We start from the raw sequence: 15,838 nt of genomic DNA on the forward strand, positions 1-15,838 counted from the left end.
ATCGGCGTCCGCCCCCGTCCTCCCGCCGGTCGCCCGGCTGTCCTCCTCCGCTCCTCGCCCGCCCCCGGCGGCGCCGGTCGGACTACCATCAGCCCATGACCCGAGTACTGCTCGCTGAGGATGACAACTCGATCTCGGAGCCGCTCGCCCGCGCCCTCCGGCGTGAGGGATACGACGTCGAGGTGCGCGAGGACGGGCCCGGCGCGCTGGAGACCGCGCTGCACGGCGAGATCGACCTCGTGGTTCTCGATCTCGGGCTGCCGGGCATGGACGGCCTGGAGGTCTGCCGCCGGATGCGCACCGCCGGCTGCGCCTTCCCGGTACTGGTGCTCACCGCCCGCGCCGACGAGGTCGACACGGTCGTCGGCCTCGACGCGGGCGCCGACGACTACGTCACCAAGCCCTTCCGCCTCGCCGAGCTGCTGGCCCGGGTCCGGGCACTGCTGCGCCGGGGCACCGCCGAGGCCGCCCAGCCCCCCGCCACCCACGGCGTCCGCATCGACGTCGACTCCCACCGGGCGTGGATGGGGGAGGAGGAGCTCCAGCTCACGGCGAAGGAGTTCGACCTGCTGCGGGTCCTGGTCCGCGACGCCGGCCGGGTCGTCACCCGCGACCAGCTGATGCGCGAGGTGTGGGACACCACGTGGTGGTCCTCCACCAAGACGCTCGACATGCACATCTCCTGGCTGCGGAAGAAGCTCGGCGACGACGCGGCCAACCCCCGCTACATCGCCACCGTGCGGGGCGTCGGCTTCCGCTTCGAGAAGAGCTGATCGGCAGGGCTGAGCGGCAGAGCTGATCCAGAACAGCTGACGAGCGAGACGAGACCGTAGCCGGATGCGCCGCAGACTTATCAACTCCACGCTGGCCGTGGTGCTCTTCGTGATCGCCGTCTTCGGTGTCTCGCTGCTCATCGTGGAGACCCGGGCGATCGAGCGGAACGCCGTGGACAGCGCCCGCTCCGACGCCGCCCGCATCGTCGCCGTCGTCGAGGCGCGGCTGGCCGCCGGCGAGACCGTCACCGCCCACACGATGCGCAGCGCCGTGCCGCACGACCGCTACGTGCGCGTCGAGGTGCCCGACCAGCCGGCCTTCGCGCTCGGCGACGAACCGGACGGCGGGGTCATCCAGGCCCGCCAGAGCGGCTCGCACGGCGAGCTGGTCACCGTCCAGCAGTCCCGCAGCGTCATCACCGACGAGGTCGGCCGGATACTCGTGATCGTGCTGGTCGTCGGGCTGGTCACGGTCGCCGCCGCCACGTTGCTCGCCGTCGGCCAGGCCCGCAAGGTGGCCGCGCCGCTCACCGACCTCGCCGAGACCGCCGAACGGCTCGGCTCGGGCGACCCCCGCCCCCGGCACCGCCGGTACGGCGTCCCCGAGCTGGACCGGGTCGCCGACGTGCTCGACGCCAGCGCCGAGCGCATCGCCCGCATGCTCACCGCCGAACGCCGACTGGCGGCCGACGCCTCCCACCAGCTCCGCACCCCGCTGACCGCGCTCTCCATGCGGCTGGAGGAGATCGTCGAGACCGCCGACAGCGAACCCGACGCCGTCCGCGAGGAGGCCGGTATCGCGCTCGCCCAGGTGGAACGGCTCACCGAGGTCGTCGAACGGCTGCTCACCAACTCCCGCGACCGGCGTTCCGACTCCGCGATCACCTTCGACCTCGACGAGGTCGTGCTCCAGCAGGTCGAGGAGTGGCGGCCCGCCTACCGGGGCGCCGGACGGGCGATCGTGCACTCCGGGCGCCCCGGCCTCAAGGCCGTCGGCACACCGGGCGCGGTCGCCACCGTGCTGGCCACCCTGGTGGAGAACTCCCTGATGCACGGCGGCGGCACCGTCGCGCTGCGCACCCGCATCGCCGGCAACCAGGTGGTCGTGGAGGTCGCCGACGAGGGCCCCGGCGTCGACCCGGAACTCGGCTCCCGCGTCTTCGAGCGGACCGTCTCCGGCCGGAACTCCACCGGGCTCGGACTCGCCGTGGCCCGGGACCTCGCCGAGGCCGACGGCGGCCGGCTGGAACTACTTCAGCAGCACCCGGCGGTCTTCGCGCTCTTCCTCACGCGGGAGTCCGAGCAGCCGTCCGGCTGACGACTCCGGCGGCGTCCGGAACACCCACGTCCGGAACGACCAGAACCGGAACGCCGAGGCGACACCCAGCCCGACCAGGTTCTTGGCGATGTTGTCCGCCAGCGGCGAGGTGAAGCCGAGCGCGTAGTGCGAGACCGCCAGGATCCCGTTCTCGATCACCAGGCCGAAGCCGCTGAACACCAGGAACAGTACGACCTCGCGCCGCACCCGGTCCTTGTCCGCGTGCCGGTACGTGAAGTAGCGGTGCCCCACGTAGTTGCAGCAGATCGCGGCGACGGTGGCGATCACACCCGAGCGCACACTGGCCAGCTGGAAGGTGTGCAGGCACAGGTTGAACACCGCGACGCTCACCAGGAAACCGAACCCGCCGACGGCCCCGAACCGGCTCAGCTCGCGCAACAGCCGTTTCAGCCGGGACAGCGGTGTCTGCTGTTCACGCATAGTGATCTTGATCGCCCCGTTCGGTCGGCTGTTCGGTCGTTCCCCGGACCGGTCTCGCTGTCCCCCAGCCCCGGCAGCCGGCTCCCCACATGCTAACCACGCCGCCGCGCCACGTACCCTGGGAGCGTGACGTTCCCGGTAGTCGGCATGGTCGGCGGCGGTCAGCTCGCCCGTATGACCCACGAGGCGGGCATCCCCCTCGGCATCAAGTTCAAGCTGCTCAGTGACACCCCGGTCGACTCGGCCGCACAGGTCGTCGGCGACGTCGTCGTCGGCGACTACCGCGATCTGGCCACCCTGCGTGACTTCGCGCACGGCTGCGACGTGATCACCTTTGATCACGAACACGTGCCGACCGAACACCTGCGTGCACTCCAGGACGACGGCATCGCCGTGCGCCCCGGCCCGCACGCCCTCGTCTGCGCACAGGACAAGGGCGTCATGCGGGCCCGCCTCGACGCGCTCGGCGTGCCCTGCCCCCGCCACCGCGTCGTCGCCGACCCCGCCGACGTCACCGCCTTCGCCCACGAGGGCGGCGGCTACCCCGTCGTCCTGAAGACCGTGCGCGGCGGCTACGACGGCAAGGGCGTGTGGGTCGTCCGCGACGAGACCGCCGCCGCCGAACCCTTCAAGGCCGGCGTACCCGTGCTCGCCGAGGAGAAGGTCGACTTCGTCCGCGAACTCGCCGCCAACGTCGTCCGCTCCCCGCACGGCCAGGCCGTCGCCTACCCCGTCGTCGAGTCCGTCCAGGTCGACGGCGTCTGCGACACCGTCATCGCGCCCGCCCCCGACCTCCCCGCCGAGCGGGCCGTCGCCGCCCAGGAACTGGCGCTGCGCATCGCCGAGGAACTCGACGTCGTCGGCCACCTCGCCGTCGAACTCTTCGAGACCCGCGACGGCCGCACCCTCGTCAACGAGCTCGCCATGCGGCCCCACAACTCCGGCCACTGGACCATGGACGGTGCCGCCACCAGCCAGTTCGAGAACCACCTGCGGGCCGTCCTCGACCTGCCGCTCGGCGACCCCCGCCCCCGCGCCCCCTGGACCGTCATGGCCAACGTGCTGGGCGGCGACTACCCCGACATGTACGGTGCCTACCTGCACTGCATGGCCCGCGACCCCGGGCTGAAGATCCACATGTACGGCAAGGACGTCAAGCCCGGCCGCAAGGTCGGACACGTCAACACCTACGGCGACGACCTGGCCGACGTGCGCGAGCGCGCCCGGCACGCCGCCGACTATCTGCGAGGGACGATCACCGAATGAACTCCGCCGCACCCGTCGTGGGCATCGTCATGGGATCCGACTCCGACTGGCCCGTGATGGAGGCCGCGGCCAAGGCCCTGGAGGAGTTCGAGATCCCCCACGAGGTCGACGTGGTCTCCGCCCACCGCATGCCCCGCGAGATGATCAGCTACGGGGAGGACGCGGCCGATCGCGGCATCAAGGTGATCATCGCGGGTGCCGGAGGCGCCGCCCACCTCCCCGGCATGCTCGCCTCCGTCACCCCCCTCCCGGTCATCGGAGTGCCCGTCCCGCTCAAGCACCTGGACGGCATGGACTCCCTGCTGTCCATCGTGCAGATGCCCGCCGGCGTGCCCGTGGCCACCGTCTCCGTCGGCGGCGCCCGCAACGCCGGACTGCTCGCCGCCCGCATCCTCGCCACCCACGACGACGAACTGCGCGACCGCATGCGCCAGTTCCAGCAGGAACTCAACGAGCAGGCCACCGACAAGGGCCGCCGCCTGCGCACCAAGATCTCCGGCGCCGGCTTCGGCTTCGGAAGCTGAGCGGGGACGCACGTGACCGACAACCTCACGCGCGCCCGCCAGCTCCTCACCGAACACCCCGTCGTCGACGGCCACAACGACCTGCCCTGGGCGCTGCGCGAACAGGTCCGCTACGACCTCGACCAGCGGGACATCTCCACCGACCAGTCCGCCTGCCTGCACACCGACCTGCCCCGGCTGCGGGCCGGCGGCGTCGGCGCCCAGTTCTGGTCCGTGTACGTGCGTACCGACCTCGCCGGCGATGCCGCCGTCAGCGCCTGCCTCGAACAGGTCGACATCGTCCGCCAACTCGCCGCCCGTTACCCCGACGACCTCGAACTCGCCTTCACCGCCGACGACATGGAGGCCGTCCGCGCCCGCGGCCGGATCGCCTCCCTGATGGGCGCCGAAGGCGGGCACTCCATCAACAACTCCCTCGCCACGCTGCGCGCACTGCACCGACTCGGCGTGCGCTACATGACGCTCACCCACAACGACAACGTCGACTGGGCCGACTCCGCCACCGACGAACCCCGGCACGGCGGTCTCACCCGCTTCGGCGAGGAGGTCGTACGGGAGATGAACCGCTGCGGCATGCTCGTCGACCTCTCGCACGTCGCCGCCTCCACGATGCGCGTCGCGCTGCGCGTCACGACGGCACCCGTCGTCTTCTCCCACTCCTCCGCCCGGGCCGTCTGCGACCATCCGCGCAACATCCCCGACGACGTCCTCGAACTCCTCCCGGGGAACGGGGGAGTGGCCATGGCGACCTTCGTACCGAAGTTCATCCTCCCGGCCGCCATCGAGTGGACCGAGCGGGCGGACGAGAACATGCGCGCCCACGGCTTCCACCCCCTGGACACCACCCCCGCCGCGATGAAGGTCCAACGTGCCTTCGCCGACAGCGAACCGCGCCCGCGTGCCACGGTCGCCACCGTCGCCGACCACCTCGACCACATGCGCGAGGCCGCCGGCGTCGACCACATCGGCATCGGCGGCGACTACGACGGCACCGGCTTCCTGCCCGACGGCCTGGAAGGCGTCGACGGCTACCCGCGCCTCATCGCCGAACTCCTCGACCGCCGCTGGTCGACGGCCGACCTCGCCAAGCTGACCTGGCACAACGCGGTCCGCGTCCTCCGCGACGCGGAGGCGGTGGCCCGCGCAGACACCCGCCCCCCTTCCAACGCCACCATCGACCGACTCGACGCCTGAGGCGGCGCTCAGCGCGCGGCCGGAGCCCGGTCTGTCTCCGCGGCTTCGGCCGGCGCCACCGCCGGTTCGAGGGTCCACCACTGGGCGGGGGTGTCGGAGTCCTCGCCCTGGCGGACGTTGGCGCCGTCGGCCGTGGCCGCATCCGCGACCTCGAGCAGGAGACCGCTGACGTAGCTGACCAGCGAGAACCTGCCGGGGTGGCCCACGTGCTCCTCCAGCAGCCACTCCTGGGCGCCGAAGTTGTTCGCCCGCCACTGCTGGACGTTGGCGCCCGGCTCCTCGGAGGCGCCCGCCACGTCCAGCCGCTTGCCGCTCGCGACGCACTCCAGGTGGTACAGCGCACTGCCCGGATGCACGGGTATGAGACGCCAGAGCTGGCCGGCGGCCGAAGCGCCCCCGCGCTCCCGGCCCTGCTGGACGTTGACCCCGCTCCCCGTGCGGCCCTCGTACACCTCCAGCAGCAGCCCGCTGCCCACGTTCCGTACCCGGTAGACGCCTTCCCTCACCCTTCGAACCCCCCGTCTGCGACCACGCGCGCGTCGCGCGCACCGGACTTCCCGAACCCGGCAGTCGCCATGCTAGGCCGGGCCTGTGACAACCGGCCGGAGGCGAGGCGTGACAGACTGCCCGCATGCTGATCCGCCGCGAGACCGACGCCGACGTGGCGGCTGTCCGGGAAGTCGTCACCGCCGCCTTCGCACAGGACGGCGGGAAGGTGCCCGTTGAGGTCACGCTGCTTGACGCGCTGCGGGCGGACGAAGGCTGGCTCCCCGCGCTGTCCCTCGTCGCGGTGGACGGCACGGGTCGACCGGTCGGCCATGTGGTGTGCACCCGTGGCCAGGTCACGCCCGAGGGCGGACCGGCCGTTCCGGCTATCGGCCTCGGACCGATCGCCGTTCACCCGGACCGGCAGGGCGCCGGTGTCGGCAGTGCGCTGATGCACGCCGTGCTCGGTGCCGCCGACGCGCTCGACGAGCCGCTTGTCGCGCTGCTCGGCGCACCCGCCTACTACTCCCGCTTCGGCTTCCGCCCGGCCGCCGAGCACGGCGTCGCCGCGCCCGAAGCGGAGTGGGGCGAGTACTTCCAGGCCCGAACGCTGACCGCCCACCACCCCGGCGCGCGCGGGCACTTCGCGTACGCCGCGCCCTTCCAGGAGCTGTGATGACAGAGCGCTTCCCGGCAGCAGCCCCGGCCGTGGTGCGAAGCCGCCGGGCCCGCAAAGCGGTGGGAGCGGTGCTTGTCGCGGCGGCGCTCGCCGCGTGCGGCAGCGAGGTGCCGGGCGGCGGCGGGGACGGCGCCGACGCGCGGGCCAGGGCGCACGGTGTGACGCGGGACCTCGTCTACGTACTCCGGCTGCCGGACCACCGGGTGGTGCCGCAGTCGGTCGGTGTCCTGGGCGGGGACGGGTACGGTGCCGTCTACTCCGACCAGCGCGGTGCGACGCTGCAGCTCTCCGTGGACCGAGCGGAGTTCACCGCCGCCGGCTGTGCGGCGCCGACCGTCTGCGAGGAGGAGGGCGAGCTGCGCTACCGGCGGACGGGGGAGCAGCACGAGTACGCCCTTCCCGAGGGCGGGCACGTCGTGACGATCTCGGCGCCGACCGGTACGGTCGACCGCGCGTTGCTGCGCCGCGCCGCCGAGTCCGCCCGCCCCGCGAGTGACGCGGAGGTGCTGGACCTGCTCCCGGCGACCGGAGACGAGGGCGAGGCCGACCGACCGGGCCCGGCGCCAGGACGCGGTGATCTGCCGCCGCACGGCGACGGCGCGCCGGACAACCGTCCCGGTGCGAGCGGTTGAACGCGCGCGGATCAGGGGCACTCCTCCTCGAACTTCACCACGTCCAACCGAACCGGCTGGCCGGTCAGCTTCGTGCCCGGCTTCGGTTCCTGGCCGCAAACCCGCCAGTTGGACTCCATCACCACCACCCGCTTGTCGCCGGAGACGTCGCGGACCTCGATGCTCGTCGAGTCGTCGAGTGAACGGCGGGCGGCGCGGGCGGACTTGCCGCTGAAGTCGGGCATGGTGTCCGTGGCCTCCTCCACCTCGCCGTCCTTCTCCGGGCACTTCTCGTCGAGCTTCACCACGCCCAGGTCCACCTCGGTGTCGGCGGGGTGCCGGCCGGCGGCTGGTTCCTGGAAGCAGACCTTCCAGTTGCGTTGCAGTGCCTGCGCGCGGGCTCGGCCGAGTGCGTCGTGGGTGGTGACGTCCTTGAAGCCGGCCTCTCCGGCGGCGTCCCTGGCCGACAGCAGCCCCTTGCCGACCAGATCCGGCAGGGCCGCCTCCGCGGCCGTCGGCGTGGCCGAGGCGGACGTCTCGCCACCGCCGGCGCCGTCGTCGCCCGCCTCGCATCCGACCAGCGCCACCGTCAGCCATCCGGCGGCCAGCAACGCCGCCGCTCGCCTTGTCCCTCGCATGCCACGATGGTGGCGCGGTCGGCGTCGGCGCTCCCGGCCGATCGCCCCACGGTGACAAATCCGTTACGCGGCGCCCCTCCTGGGAGGTGTCGGCTCCTCCGGGGCCGCGACGGCGTCGGCGGCGACGCGCTCGGCCCGGGTGATCAGCCAGATCCCGAAGCCCAGCAGCCACAGCAGCAGCACAAGCGCACCGACGAACGGCACCGCCGAGCGGGGCGATGCGGAAGTACGCCGGGGAGAAGGCTCCGACGCCAGCGTGAGGCTGATCCGGGTCGCCGGAACGAGATGACGTGCGGCACGCTCATCACGTCGAGCAGTTCCAGCACCGCGTCGGACTCGGCCTCGATCAGCTTCGGTTCGAGGTAGTCCTGCGACGCGATCACCATGCCGCCGCCGAACATCGCCTGGAGTGCGGAGAACTGTCCCACAGGAGCAGCACGACCATGCCGCCGAGGGCCAGACCGGGCGCCCGCCGCCGGATCAGCAGATACAGGCCGACGCCCACGACGACGGCGAGCCCGGCCATCGCGGCCTGAAGCCAGAGGGCGACGCCGATCCACGGGGCGCGGTCGACGACCCTGGCCACCTCGTCGATGAACTTCTCGCGGTCTCTCACAACAGCCGCCACCCCGCGCGCCCACCGGTCCCGCCCCCGGGCCGGCAGACGCCGAGCGCCCCGCCGGTGGGGTCCGGCGGGGCGCTCGGGCGGAACGCGCGGGCCTGGTTACGGCAGGTTGCGGGCCATGACGATGCGCTGGACCTGGTTGGTGCCCTCGTAGATCTGGGTGATCTTCGCGTCGCGCATCATGCGCTCGACCGGGTAGTCGCGGGTGTAGCCGTAGCCACCGAGGAGCTGGACGGCGTCGGTGGTGACCTCCATCGCGGCGTCCGAGGCGTAGCACTTCGCGGCGGCGCCGAAGAACGTCAGGTCCTCGTGGGCGCCACCGGCGGAGACCCGCTCGGACTTGGCGGCGGCGGCGTAGGTGAGCTGGCGGGCGGCCTCGATCTTCATGGCCATGTCCGCGAGCATGAACTGGACGCCCTGGAAGTCGCCGATCGGCTTGCCGAACTGCTTGCGCTCCTGGACGTAGCCCTTGGCGTAGTCGAGGGCGCCCTGGGCGATGCCGAGCGCCTGGGCGGCGATGGTGATGCGGGTGTGGTCGAGGGTCTTCATCGCGGTGGCGAATCCGGTGCCCTCCGCCCCGATGATGCGGTCGGCGGGGATGCGGACGTTGTCGAAGTAGACCTCGCGGGTGGGGGAGCCCTTGATGCCGAGCTTCTTCTCCGGCGCGCCGAAGGAGACGCCCTCGTCGCCCTTTTCGACCACAAAGGCGGAAATGCCCTTGGAGCGCTTCTCCGGGTCGGTGACGGCCATGACCGTGTAGTACTCGGAGACGCCGGCGTTGGTGATCCAGCGCTTGACGCCGTTGAGCACCCAGTAGTCGCCGTCGCGGACGGCGCGGGTCTTCATGCCGGCGGCGTCGGAGCCGGCGTCGGGCTCGCTGAGGCAGTAGGAGAACATCGCGTCGCCCTTGGCGAGCGGGCCCAGGTACTTCTTCTTCAGCTCCTCGGAGCCGGAGAGGATCACCGGCAGCGAGCCGAGCTTGTTGACCGCCGGGATGAGGGAGGAGGAGGCGCACACCCGGGCGACCTCCTCGATCACGATGCAGGTCGCGAGCGCGTCGGCACCGGCGCCGCCGTACGACTCCGGTACGTGCACGGCGTGCAGGTCGTTGGATACGAGCGCGTCGAGGGCCTCCTGGGGGAAGCGGCCCTCCTCGTCCACCTCGGCGGCGAAGGGCGCGATCTTCGCCTCGGCGAGCGAGCGCACCGAGTCGCGGAGCATGTCGTGCTCTTCGGACGGACGGTAGAGGTCGAATTCAGCGGCTCCCGCCACGTGTCTCACTCCCTTGAGCTGTACGGCTGAGGTGCTCCGTTAATTACCGTTTAGTAACCCGATTCTAGAGGTCAGCGGCCCGCCCGGGATACGTGAGCTTGCCGACAGCTCCCCGGTTATGCTCGCGGACTACGTCCAGCATGACTCCGTCGTCGTTCCAGGAGAAGCGTCCATGGCTCCGAAGATCACCGTGATCGGTACCGGGTACCTCGGTGCCACCCATGCAGCGGCCATGGCCGAGCTGGGTTTCGAGGTACTGGGCCTGGACGTCGTGCCGGAGAAGGTGGAACTGCTGTCCGCCGGCCGCGTGCCGATGTACGAGCCGGGCCTGGAGGAGCTGTTGCGGCGGCACGTCCAGGGGCTCGAAGGCGCGACCGGGCGCCTGCGCTTCACCACCTCCTACCAGGAGGTCGCGGACTTCGGCGACGTGCACTTCGTCTGTGTGAACACGCCGCAGAAGCACGGCGAGTACGGCTGCGACATGCGGTACGTGGACAGCGCGATCGAGTCGCTGGCGCCGCTGCTCACCCGGCCGGCTCTGGTGGTCGGCAAGTCGACCGTTCCGGTCGGCAGCGCGGCGCGGCTCGCGGCGCGCGTCCGGGAGCTCGCGCCGGTGGGCGAGGGCGCCGAACTCGCCTGGAACCCGGAGTTCCTGCGGGAGGGCTTCGCCGTACAGGACACCCTGCACCCGGACCGGATCGTCGTCGGAGTCACCTCTGAGGACGCCGAGCGGCGGCTGCGCGAGGTGTACGCGACGCCGATCGGCGAGGGCTCGCCGTTTGTCGTCACCGACTTCCCGACGGCCGAGCTGGTGAAGACGGCCGCGAACTCGTTCCTGGCGACGAAGATCTCGTTCATCAACGCGATGGCGGAGGTGTGCGAGGCGGCCGGCGGCGACGTGGTGAAGCTGGCCGACGCGATCGGCCACGACGACCGGATCGGCCGCAAGTTCCTCGGCGCCGGCATCGGCTTCGGCGGTGGCTGCCTCCCCAAGGACATCCGCGCGTTCATGGCCCGCGCAGGCGAGCTGGGCGCGGACCAGGCGCTGACGTTCCTGCGGGAGGTCGACTCCATCAACATGCGTCGGCGCGGCCACATGGTCGACCTGACCAGGGACGCGCTGGGCGGCACGCTGCTCGGCAAGCGGGTCGCGGTGCTCGGCGCGACCTTCAAGCCGGACTCGGACGACGTACGGGACTCACCCGCGCTGAACGTCGCCGGCCAGCTCCAACTCCAGGGCGCGCAGGTCACCGTCTACGACCCGAAGGGCATGGACAACGCGCGGGCCGTCTTCCCGACGCTCGTGTACGCGGCGAGCGCCATGGAGGCGGCGCGGGGCGCGGACGTGGTGCTGCACCTGACCGCGTGGCGGGAGTTCGGCGAGCTGGACCCGGCGGAGCTGGGCGAGGCCGTCGCGGTCAAGCACATCCTGGACGGACGGAACTCGCTCGATCCGGAGCTGTGGCGGAAGGCCGGCTGGACGTTCCGCGCGCTGGGCCGCCCGACCGCCTGAGAGCCCGGGCCCGCTTCCGCCCTGTTGTCAGTGGCGGGTCCTAGGGTGGTCGACGATCAGCGCGGTGCGGCGCTCCGGGGAGGAACCGGTGCGTGCGGCCGTGCGTGTCGGGACTCATGAGAGGGGCGCGATGTCTGACATCACCTTGGGCGTGACCGTGCTCGACTGTCCGGAGCCGAGGGCCCTGGCGGACTTCTACGCGGCCGTGCTCGACTGGAAGGTCGACCCGGACGGCTACGACGAGTGGGTGGAGCTGATCGGCCCGCAGGGGCGGCGGCTGGCGTTCCAGCAGTCGGTCGGCTACCGGCCGCCGAACTGGCCGAGTACGGAGAACCCACAGCAGTTCCACCTGGACTTCAACGTTCCGGCCGAGCGGATGGACGACGCCGAGCGCCGAGTCCTGGAACTGGGCGCCGAGTTGCTGGAGGGGGACCACGACGGCAAGCGGTCGTGGAGGGTGTACAAGGACCCGGTGGGGCATCCGTTCTGCCTCTGCGCGACCTCCGACAGCGGCAACTGAGGCAGGTGGGAAACAGGGCCGGGGACAGTGCGGGGCGCGCCACGGCCTGGCTGTGCACCGGGCAGAGCCCGGCTCAGGCGCGGGCGGCCGACCGGCGTCGGGAGCGGGCGGAACGCGCCGCGCTGACCGGGCCGCGTGTGCCGTACGCCTCTCCCCATCTGACGGACCTGATGTTCGTGCCGCGCGGGGACGGGCGGGCGCCGGAGCGGGTGACGGCCACCCGCGCCCCCGTGATCGACCGTTGGGTCGCTCACGGGGGGGGGAGCGTCGTGGCCGTCGGTGTGGTGATCGCGGTGGCGGGCTCGGTGGCGGCCGGGGCCGGGGCGCACCGCCTGCGCTCCGCGAGGCGGCGGTCCCGGCAGCCGGTCAGTCGCCCTTGACGGTCACCTTGTCGCCGTTGCGCAGCTGCTCCATGAGCTGCTTGACGCGCGGCATGTCCCACTTGAGCGCACTCTGGCCGCCGGGGGCGGTGAACGGGCCGTCCAGCGGCATGTTCATCTGCGTGCCGTCGCCGCCGGAAAGACCCTTCATCGCCCAGAACATCCGGGCCAGCTCGTACAGGCTCATGTCCTTGTCGACGATGAGGGAGTCGAGGCCCGCGCCGATGGTCGGGTAGAGCCGGAAGGGGTTGAGCACGGTGCTCGGCGTGGCGCTCTCGTCCGCCAGGGCGGCGAGGAACTTCTGCTGGTTCTTGGTGCGGCCGAGGTCGCCGCCCTCGGCGTTGTAGCGGTTGCGGACGAAGGCGAGCGACTCGGCGCCGTCGAGGCGGTGGCAGCCGGGCTGGAAGTCCGCGCCGGAGTTCTTGTCCTTCACGGCCTTGTCGAAGCACATCTCGACGCCGCCGAGCGAGTCCACCAGGCCGGCGAACCCGCCGAAGCCGATCTCCGCGTAGTGGTCGATGCGCAGCCCGGTGTTGTACTCGATCGTGCGGACCAGCAGTTCGGGGCCCTCGATCGAGAAGGCGGCGTTGAGCTTCTGCTGTTGGGCGGGGATGCGCTTGCCGCTGGAGGAGCCGGTGAACTCGGGGATCGTCACCCAGGAGTCACGCGGCAGGCTGACCATCGTGTTCCCGTTGGGGCCACGGTGCAGCAGCATCATGGAGTCGGTGCGCTTGCCCTCGGTGGAGCCGGTCCGCAGCCGCTTCTGGTCCTCGCGGCTCAGGCCCTCGCGGCTGTCGGAGCCGACGATCAGATACGTGGTGCCCTCGCCGGAGGAGGGGCGCTCCTCGACCTTCGCCAGGTCGACCTCGCGGCGCATCTTCCCGTCGGCCCAGAAGTAGGTGGCGACGCCGGTCACCAGCAGGACGACGGCCAGGGTGAGCGCGGTGAACTTGATCCGGCGGCCCCAGTTCGGCCGGGGGCGCGCCTCGGCGCGGCCGCCGCCGGATCCGTCACCACCGGCACCGCCGCCGTAGACGGTGCCGCTGCCGTAGCCGTCGTGGCTGCCGGCGGCCTGCGACGGCACACCGGGAGCGTGGGCCGTCCGGTCGCGCCGGACGGTCGGCATGGCACGGGCGCCCTCCGGCCGCGGGCTGTACGCGCCGCGTCCGTACCGCTCGCCGCCGTTGCGGTTGCTGCTCCACCCCTCGGGCCAGTCGTTCATGGGCAGCAGTGTGCACGCCCACGGCGGCGCCAGGACAGGCCGGGTGGCGGACCGGAGCGTTCCTGTAGCAGTTCTGATGCATTACGTCGGCTTGGTCCCGCCGATGTGATAGTCGGGTGGCCGGTGTCACGGTGCGGAGCCGCTTCCGAGGCGGGAGCGGCGTCGGGACCCGCTTAGGGTGGGGGTATGACCGATCTCGCCAGCAGCGTCCCGGAAAGCGCACCTCCGGGGAAGCCGACCTCGGCGTCACGCACCACGCTCAGCCACATCATGACCCACAGCGACACCAACCTCTTGGGGACGGTGCACGGCGGTGTGATCATGAAGCTGGTCGACGACGCCGCCGGCGCGGTCGCCGGCCGCCACTCCGAGGGGCCGGCGGTGACGGCGTCCATGGACGAGATGGTCTTCCTGGAGCCGGTCCGCGTGGGCGACCTCGTCCATGTGAAGGCCCAGGTCAACTGGACCGGGCGGACCTCGATGGAGGTGGGCGTCCGGGTGCTCGCCGAGCGGTGGAACGAGTCGACGCCGCCGACCCAGGTCGGCACCGCCTACCTTGTGTTCGCCGCGGTGAGCGCGGAGGGCAAGCCGCGCCCGGTGCCTCCGGTGGTCCCGGAGACCGAGCGGGACGAGCGCCGCTACCAGGAGGCCCAGATCCGGCGGACCCACCGGCTCGCGCGGCGCCGGGCGATCAAGGAGCTGCGGGACCGCCGCGCCGCCGAGGGACTGAACGACTGACTTGCGCGAGGACCGGCCGGGGCCCGGGCAAGGCGGGGCCGCGGCGCTGTCAGCCGCAGCTGACCTGGTCGCCGGTCAGCGCGCTGTAGCCGTGCTCCCGCTGGGCGGCGGGGTCGGGCCCGGGTTCGGCTTCGCGTACCGGGGTGACCTCGGTGAAGTCGGCGCCGAGCGTGACGCGCATGAGCGGGCCCTGGCCCTTCACCTTCCGTAGTTCCGCGCCGGGCAGGGCGGCGGCCAGGGCCTTCGCCGAGCGGTCCCAGCGCGGGTCGTAGGCGATCTCGGTGGTCTCCACGTCGCCGCGTTCGGCGTTGCCTGGGATGCCGGTGGTCTGGAAGCCGGTGTCCCGCAGTTCGGTGTCCACGCGGTGGCCGAGCCCGGCCCTGCCGGTGCCGTTGTCGACCTGCACGCGGACGCTGCCGGGTGCGACCTCGACGGGCACCGCGCGGCGCCGTTCCTCCCGCTCCTTGGCGGCGGCCTCTCGGTCGCGCTCCTGGGCGGGAGCCAGCGGCCGGTCCTCGCGGAGGGCGGTGAAGAGCCTGTCCGCGTTCTCCTTGTGCCAGCGAACCGTTTCTCCGAGGCCCTTCACCCGGTAGCCGGTCTGCGCGAGCGGAACGGTCGTGAACTCCGCCGAGGACGCGTCGAAGTCCCGCATGGCGCGGCCGAGCGCCAGCATCTCCTCGTTGCCGAAGTTCCGGTCGGCCCGGACCGAGTCCAGCATCGCGGCCCCGACCTTCTGGAAGCGCATCGGGTTGAGCAGCACTCCGTCGGAGACGGCCTGGTCGATGACCGAGGCGAGGAAGCGCTGCTGCCGCTGCATCCGTCCCATGTCCGCCGAGCCGTCCACCGACCTGGCGCGGACGTACGAAAGCGCCTCCGGGCCGTTCAGCCTCGTCTTCCCGGCCGGCAGGTCCAGGCCCGACTGCTTGTCCTTCAGCGGTCGGACGGTGCAGACCTCCACGCCGCCCAACGCGTCGACGGCGCGCATGAAGCTGGTGAAGTCGATCTCGAGGTAGTGGTGGACGTGGACGCCGGTCATCCGCTCCACCGTGCGCACGGTCAGTCCCGGGCCGCCGCGGGTGTAGGCGGCGTTCAGCTTCTGCCGGGTCTCCGGACGGCGCTCGCCGGTGGCGGGGTCGGCGTGGGCGGGCAGTACGGCGTAGCTGTCGCGGGGGAGGCTGACGACGCTGGCCCGTTTCCGGTCCTGTGAGAGGTGGACGAGCATCATCGTGTCCGTGCAGTTGCACGCGGCGCCGCCGAGCCGGTAGCGGTGCCGTTCCTCCTTGGACAGGCCGTCGCGCCGGTCGACGCCGACGACCAGGAAGTTCAGCCCTCGGCCGGCGGACGGCCGGTTCTTGAGGTCGCCGAACGGGTCGACCCGGTCGATGCCGGAGCCGACGCCGGCGATTACCAGGTGTCCGCAGCCGCCGACGGCCAGCACGCCACCGGCGGTGAACATCGCCAGCCGCCGCGCCCAGCCCTGCCGCCCACCTCGGCCCTGCCGTCCGCTCCCGCCGGAGCGCCCGCCCCCGCCGCGCGACCCGCCGCCGCTGTTACGCGACCCCCCGCCGTGCGGGCCGCCGGAGCCGCCGCGTGCCGCTCCCGCCGCTCCTCGCGCGCCGGAGCCGCGCGACAGGAGGG

18 protein-coding genes are annotated in these 15,838 nt (G+C 72.1%); 10 read left to right on the plus strand and 8 right to left on the minus strand.

What is annotated here, in order from left to right; all coding sequences use genetic code 11:
• Window positions 1–95: 95 nt before the first annotated feature.
• Both FNX44_RS13505 and FNX44_RS13510 read left to right on the plus strand, forming a co-directional pair.
• Window positions 96–773: a response regulator transcription factor gene (locus FNX44_RS13505; protein ID WP_143648368.1), complete on the plus strand. Its 678-nt coding sequence runs from the start codon at window positions 96–98 to the stop codon at window positions 771–773.
• A gap of 64 nt (window positions 774–837) precedes the next feature.
• Window positions 838–2,091 (plus strand): sensor histidine kinase, encoded by a 1,254-nt coding sequence (locus FNX44_RS13510; RefSeq protein ID WP_143648369.1) that lies wholly within the window; start codon window positions 838–840, stop codon window positions 2,089–2,091.
• Here FNX44_RS13510 and FNX44_RS13515 read toward each other — a convergent pair.
• The gene (locus tag FNX44_RS13515; protein WP_143648371.1) at window positions 2,023–2,532 is read right to left on the minus strand and encodes a GtrA family protein; all 510 of its coding nucleotides are present in this window, start codon (window positions 2,530–2,532) and stop codon (window positions 2,023–2,025) included. The two genes, FNX44_RS13510 and FNX44_RS13515, sit on opposite strands and share 69 nt — an antisense overlap.
• Before the next feature lie 126 nt (window positions 2,533–2,658).
• On the opposite strand from FNX44_RS13515, the gene FNX44_RS13520 reads away from it, so the two are divergent.
• From FNX44_RS13520 to FNX44_RS13530, 3 genes are read left to right on the plus strand one after another with little or no spacing between them, the layout of a single operon-like run.
• Window positions 2,659–3,798, plus strand: a complete 1,140-nt coding sequence (locus tag FNX44_RS13520; protein ID WP_143648373.1) for a 5-(carboxyamino)imidazole ribonucleotide synthase — start codon at window positions 2,659–2,661, stop codon at window positions 3,796–3,798.
• Window positions 3,795–4,322, plus strand: coding sequence for a 5-(carboxyamino)imidazole ribonucleotide mutase (gene purE, locus FNX44_RS13525; RefSeq protein WP_143648375.1), 528 nt, complete (start codon window positions 3,795–3,797; stop codon window positions 4,320–4,322). The genes FNX44_RS13520 and purE overlap by 4 nt, the downstream gene beginning before the upstream one ends.
• A gap of 12 nt (window positions 4,323–4,334) precedes the next feature.
• Entirely contained in the window at window positions 4,335–5,516 is a 1,182-nt protein-coding gene (locus tag FNX44_RS13530; RefSeq protein ID WP_143648377.1) for a dipeptidase, read from the plus strand.
• An 8-nt stretch (window positions 5,517–5,524) separates the two neighbouring features.
• Here the strand turns inward: FNX44_RS13530 and FNX44_RS13535 are convergent, their stop codons facing one another.
• On the minus strand, window positions 5,525–6,022 hold the full coding sequence (locus FNX44_RS13535) for an RICIN domain-containing protein (protein WP_143648379.1): 498 nt from the start codon (window positions 6,020–6,022) through the stop codon (window positions 5,525–5,527).
• Between the two features lie 125 nt (window positions 6,023–6,147).
• Here FNX44_RS13535 and FNX44_RS13540 point away from each other — a divergent pair, with 125 nt between their 5' ends.
• A complete protein-coding gene (locus FNX44_RS13540; protein ID WP_143648381.1) occupies window positions 6,148–6,678 on the plus strand; it encodes a GNAT family N-acetyltransferase in 531 nt (176 codons plus the stop codon).
• On the plus strand, window positions 6,678–7,313 hold the full coding sequence (locus FNX44_RS13545) for a hypothetical protein (RefSeq protein ID WP_185203135.1): 636 nt from the start codon (window positions 6,678–6,680) through the stop codon (window positions 7,311–7,313). The genes FNX44_RS13540 and FNX44_RS13545 overlap by 1 nt, the downstream gene beginning before the upstream one ends.
• A gap of 11 nt (window positions 7,314–7,324) precedes the next feature.
• Here FNX44_RS13545 and FNX44_RS13550 read toward each other — a convergent pair whose 3' ends face one another.
• From FNX44_RS13550 to FNX44_RS13565, 4 genes are all read right to left on the minus strand, one after another.
• Window positions 7,325–7,930, minus strand: a complete 606-nt coding sequence (locus tag FNX44_RS13550; protein WP_143648383.1) for a PASTA domain-containing protein — start codon at window positions 7,928–7,930, stop codon at window positions 7,325–7,327.
• A gap of 63 nt (window positions 7,931–7,993) precedes the next feature.
• Window positions 7,994–8,134: a hypothetical protein gene (locus FNX44_RS13555; protein ID WP_153507241.1), complete on the minus strand. Its 141-nt coding sequence runs from the start codon at window positions 8,132–8,134 to the stop codon at window positions 7,994–7,996.
• 175 nt (window positions 8,135–8,309) lie between these two features.
• Complete coding sequence (locus FNX44_RS13560) at window positions 8,310–8,546, minus strand: hypothetical protein (RefSeq protein WP_143648384.1); 237 nt, start codon at window positions 8,544–8,546, stop codon at window positions 8,310–8,312.
• Between the two features lie 108 nt (window positions 8,547–8,654).
• Window positions 8,655–9,827, minus strand: a complete 1,173-nt coding sequence (locus FNX44_RS13565) for an acyl-CoA dehydrogenase (RefSeq protein WP_143648386.1) — start codon at window positions 9,825–9,827, stop codon at window positions 8,655–8,657.
• A gap of 172 nt (window positions 9,828–9,999) precedes the next feature.
• Between FNX44_RS13565 and FNX44_RS13570 the strand changes: the two genes are divergently transcribed.
• The gene (locus tag FNX44_RS13570) at window positions 10,000–11,340 is read left to right on the plus strand and encodes a UDP-glucose dehydrogenase family protein (RefSeq protein WP_143648388.1); all 1,341 of its coding nucleotides are present in this window, start codon (window positions 10,000–10,002) and stop codon (window positions 11,338–11,340) included.
• A 130-nt stretch (window positions 11,341–11,470) separates the two neighbouring features.
• Complete coding sequence (locus FNX44_RS13575) at window positions 11,471–11,860, plus strand: VOC family protein (protein WP_143648390.1); 390 nt, start codon at window positions 11,471–11,473, stop codon at window positions 11,858–11,860.
• 366 nt (window positions 11,861–12,226) lie between these two features.
• Here FNX44_RS13575 and FNX44_RS13580 read toward each other — a convergent pair whose 3' ends face one another.
• A complete protein-coding gene (locus tag FNX44_RS13580; RefSeq protein ID WP_143648392.1) occupies window positions 12,227–13,462 on the minus strand; it encodes an LCP family protein in 1,236 nt (411 codons plus the stop codon).
• Window positions 13,463–13,648: 186 nt separating this feature from the next.
• Here FNX44_RS13580 and FNX44_RS13585 point away from each other — a divergent pair, with 186 nt between their 5' ends.
• Complete coding sequence (locus FNX44_RS13585; RefSeq protein WP_143648394.1) at window positions 13,649–14,200, plus strand: acyl-CoA thioesterase; 552 nt, start codon at window positions 13,649–13,651, stop codon at window positions 14,198–14,200.
• A 49-nt stretch (window positions 14,201–14,249) separates the two neighbouring features.
• Here the strand turns inward: FNX44_RS13585 and FNX44_RS13590 are convergent, their stop codons facing one another.
• The gene (locus FNX44_RS13590; protein WP_438948033.1) at window positions 14,250–15,833 is read right to left on the minus strand and encodes an LCP family protein; all 1,584 of its coding nucleotides are present in this window, start codon (window positions 15,831–15,833) and stop codon (window positions 14,250–14,252) included.
• Window positions 15,834–15,838 lie beyond the last annotated feature (5 nt).

Origin of the sequence: Streptomyces alkaliterrae (assembly GCF_007097205.2) — a bacterium.
Lineage (GTDB): Bacteria > Actinomycetota > Actinomycetes > Streptomycetales > Streptomycetaceae > Streptomyces > Streptomyces alkaliterrae.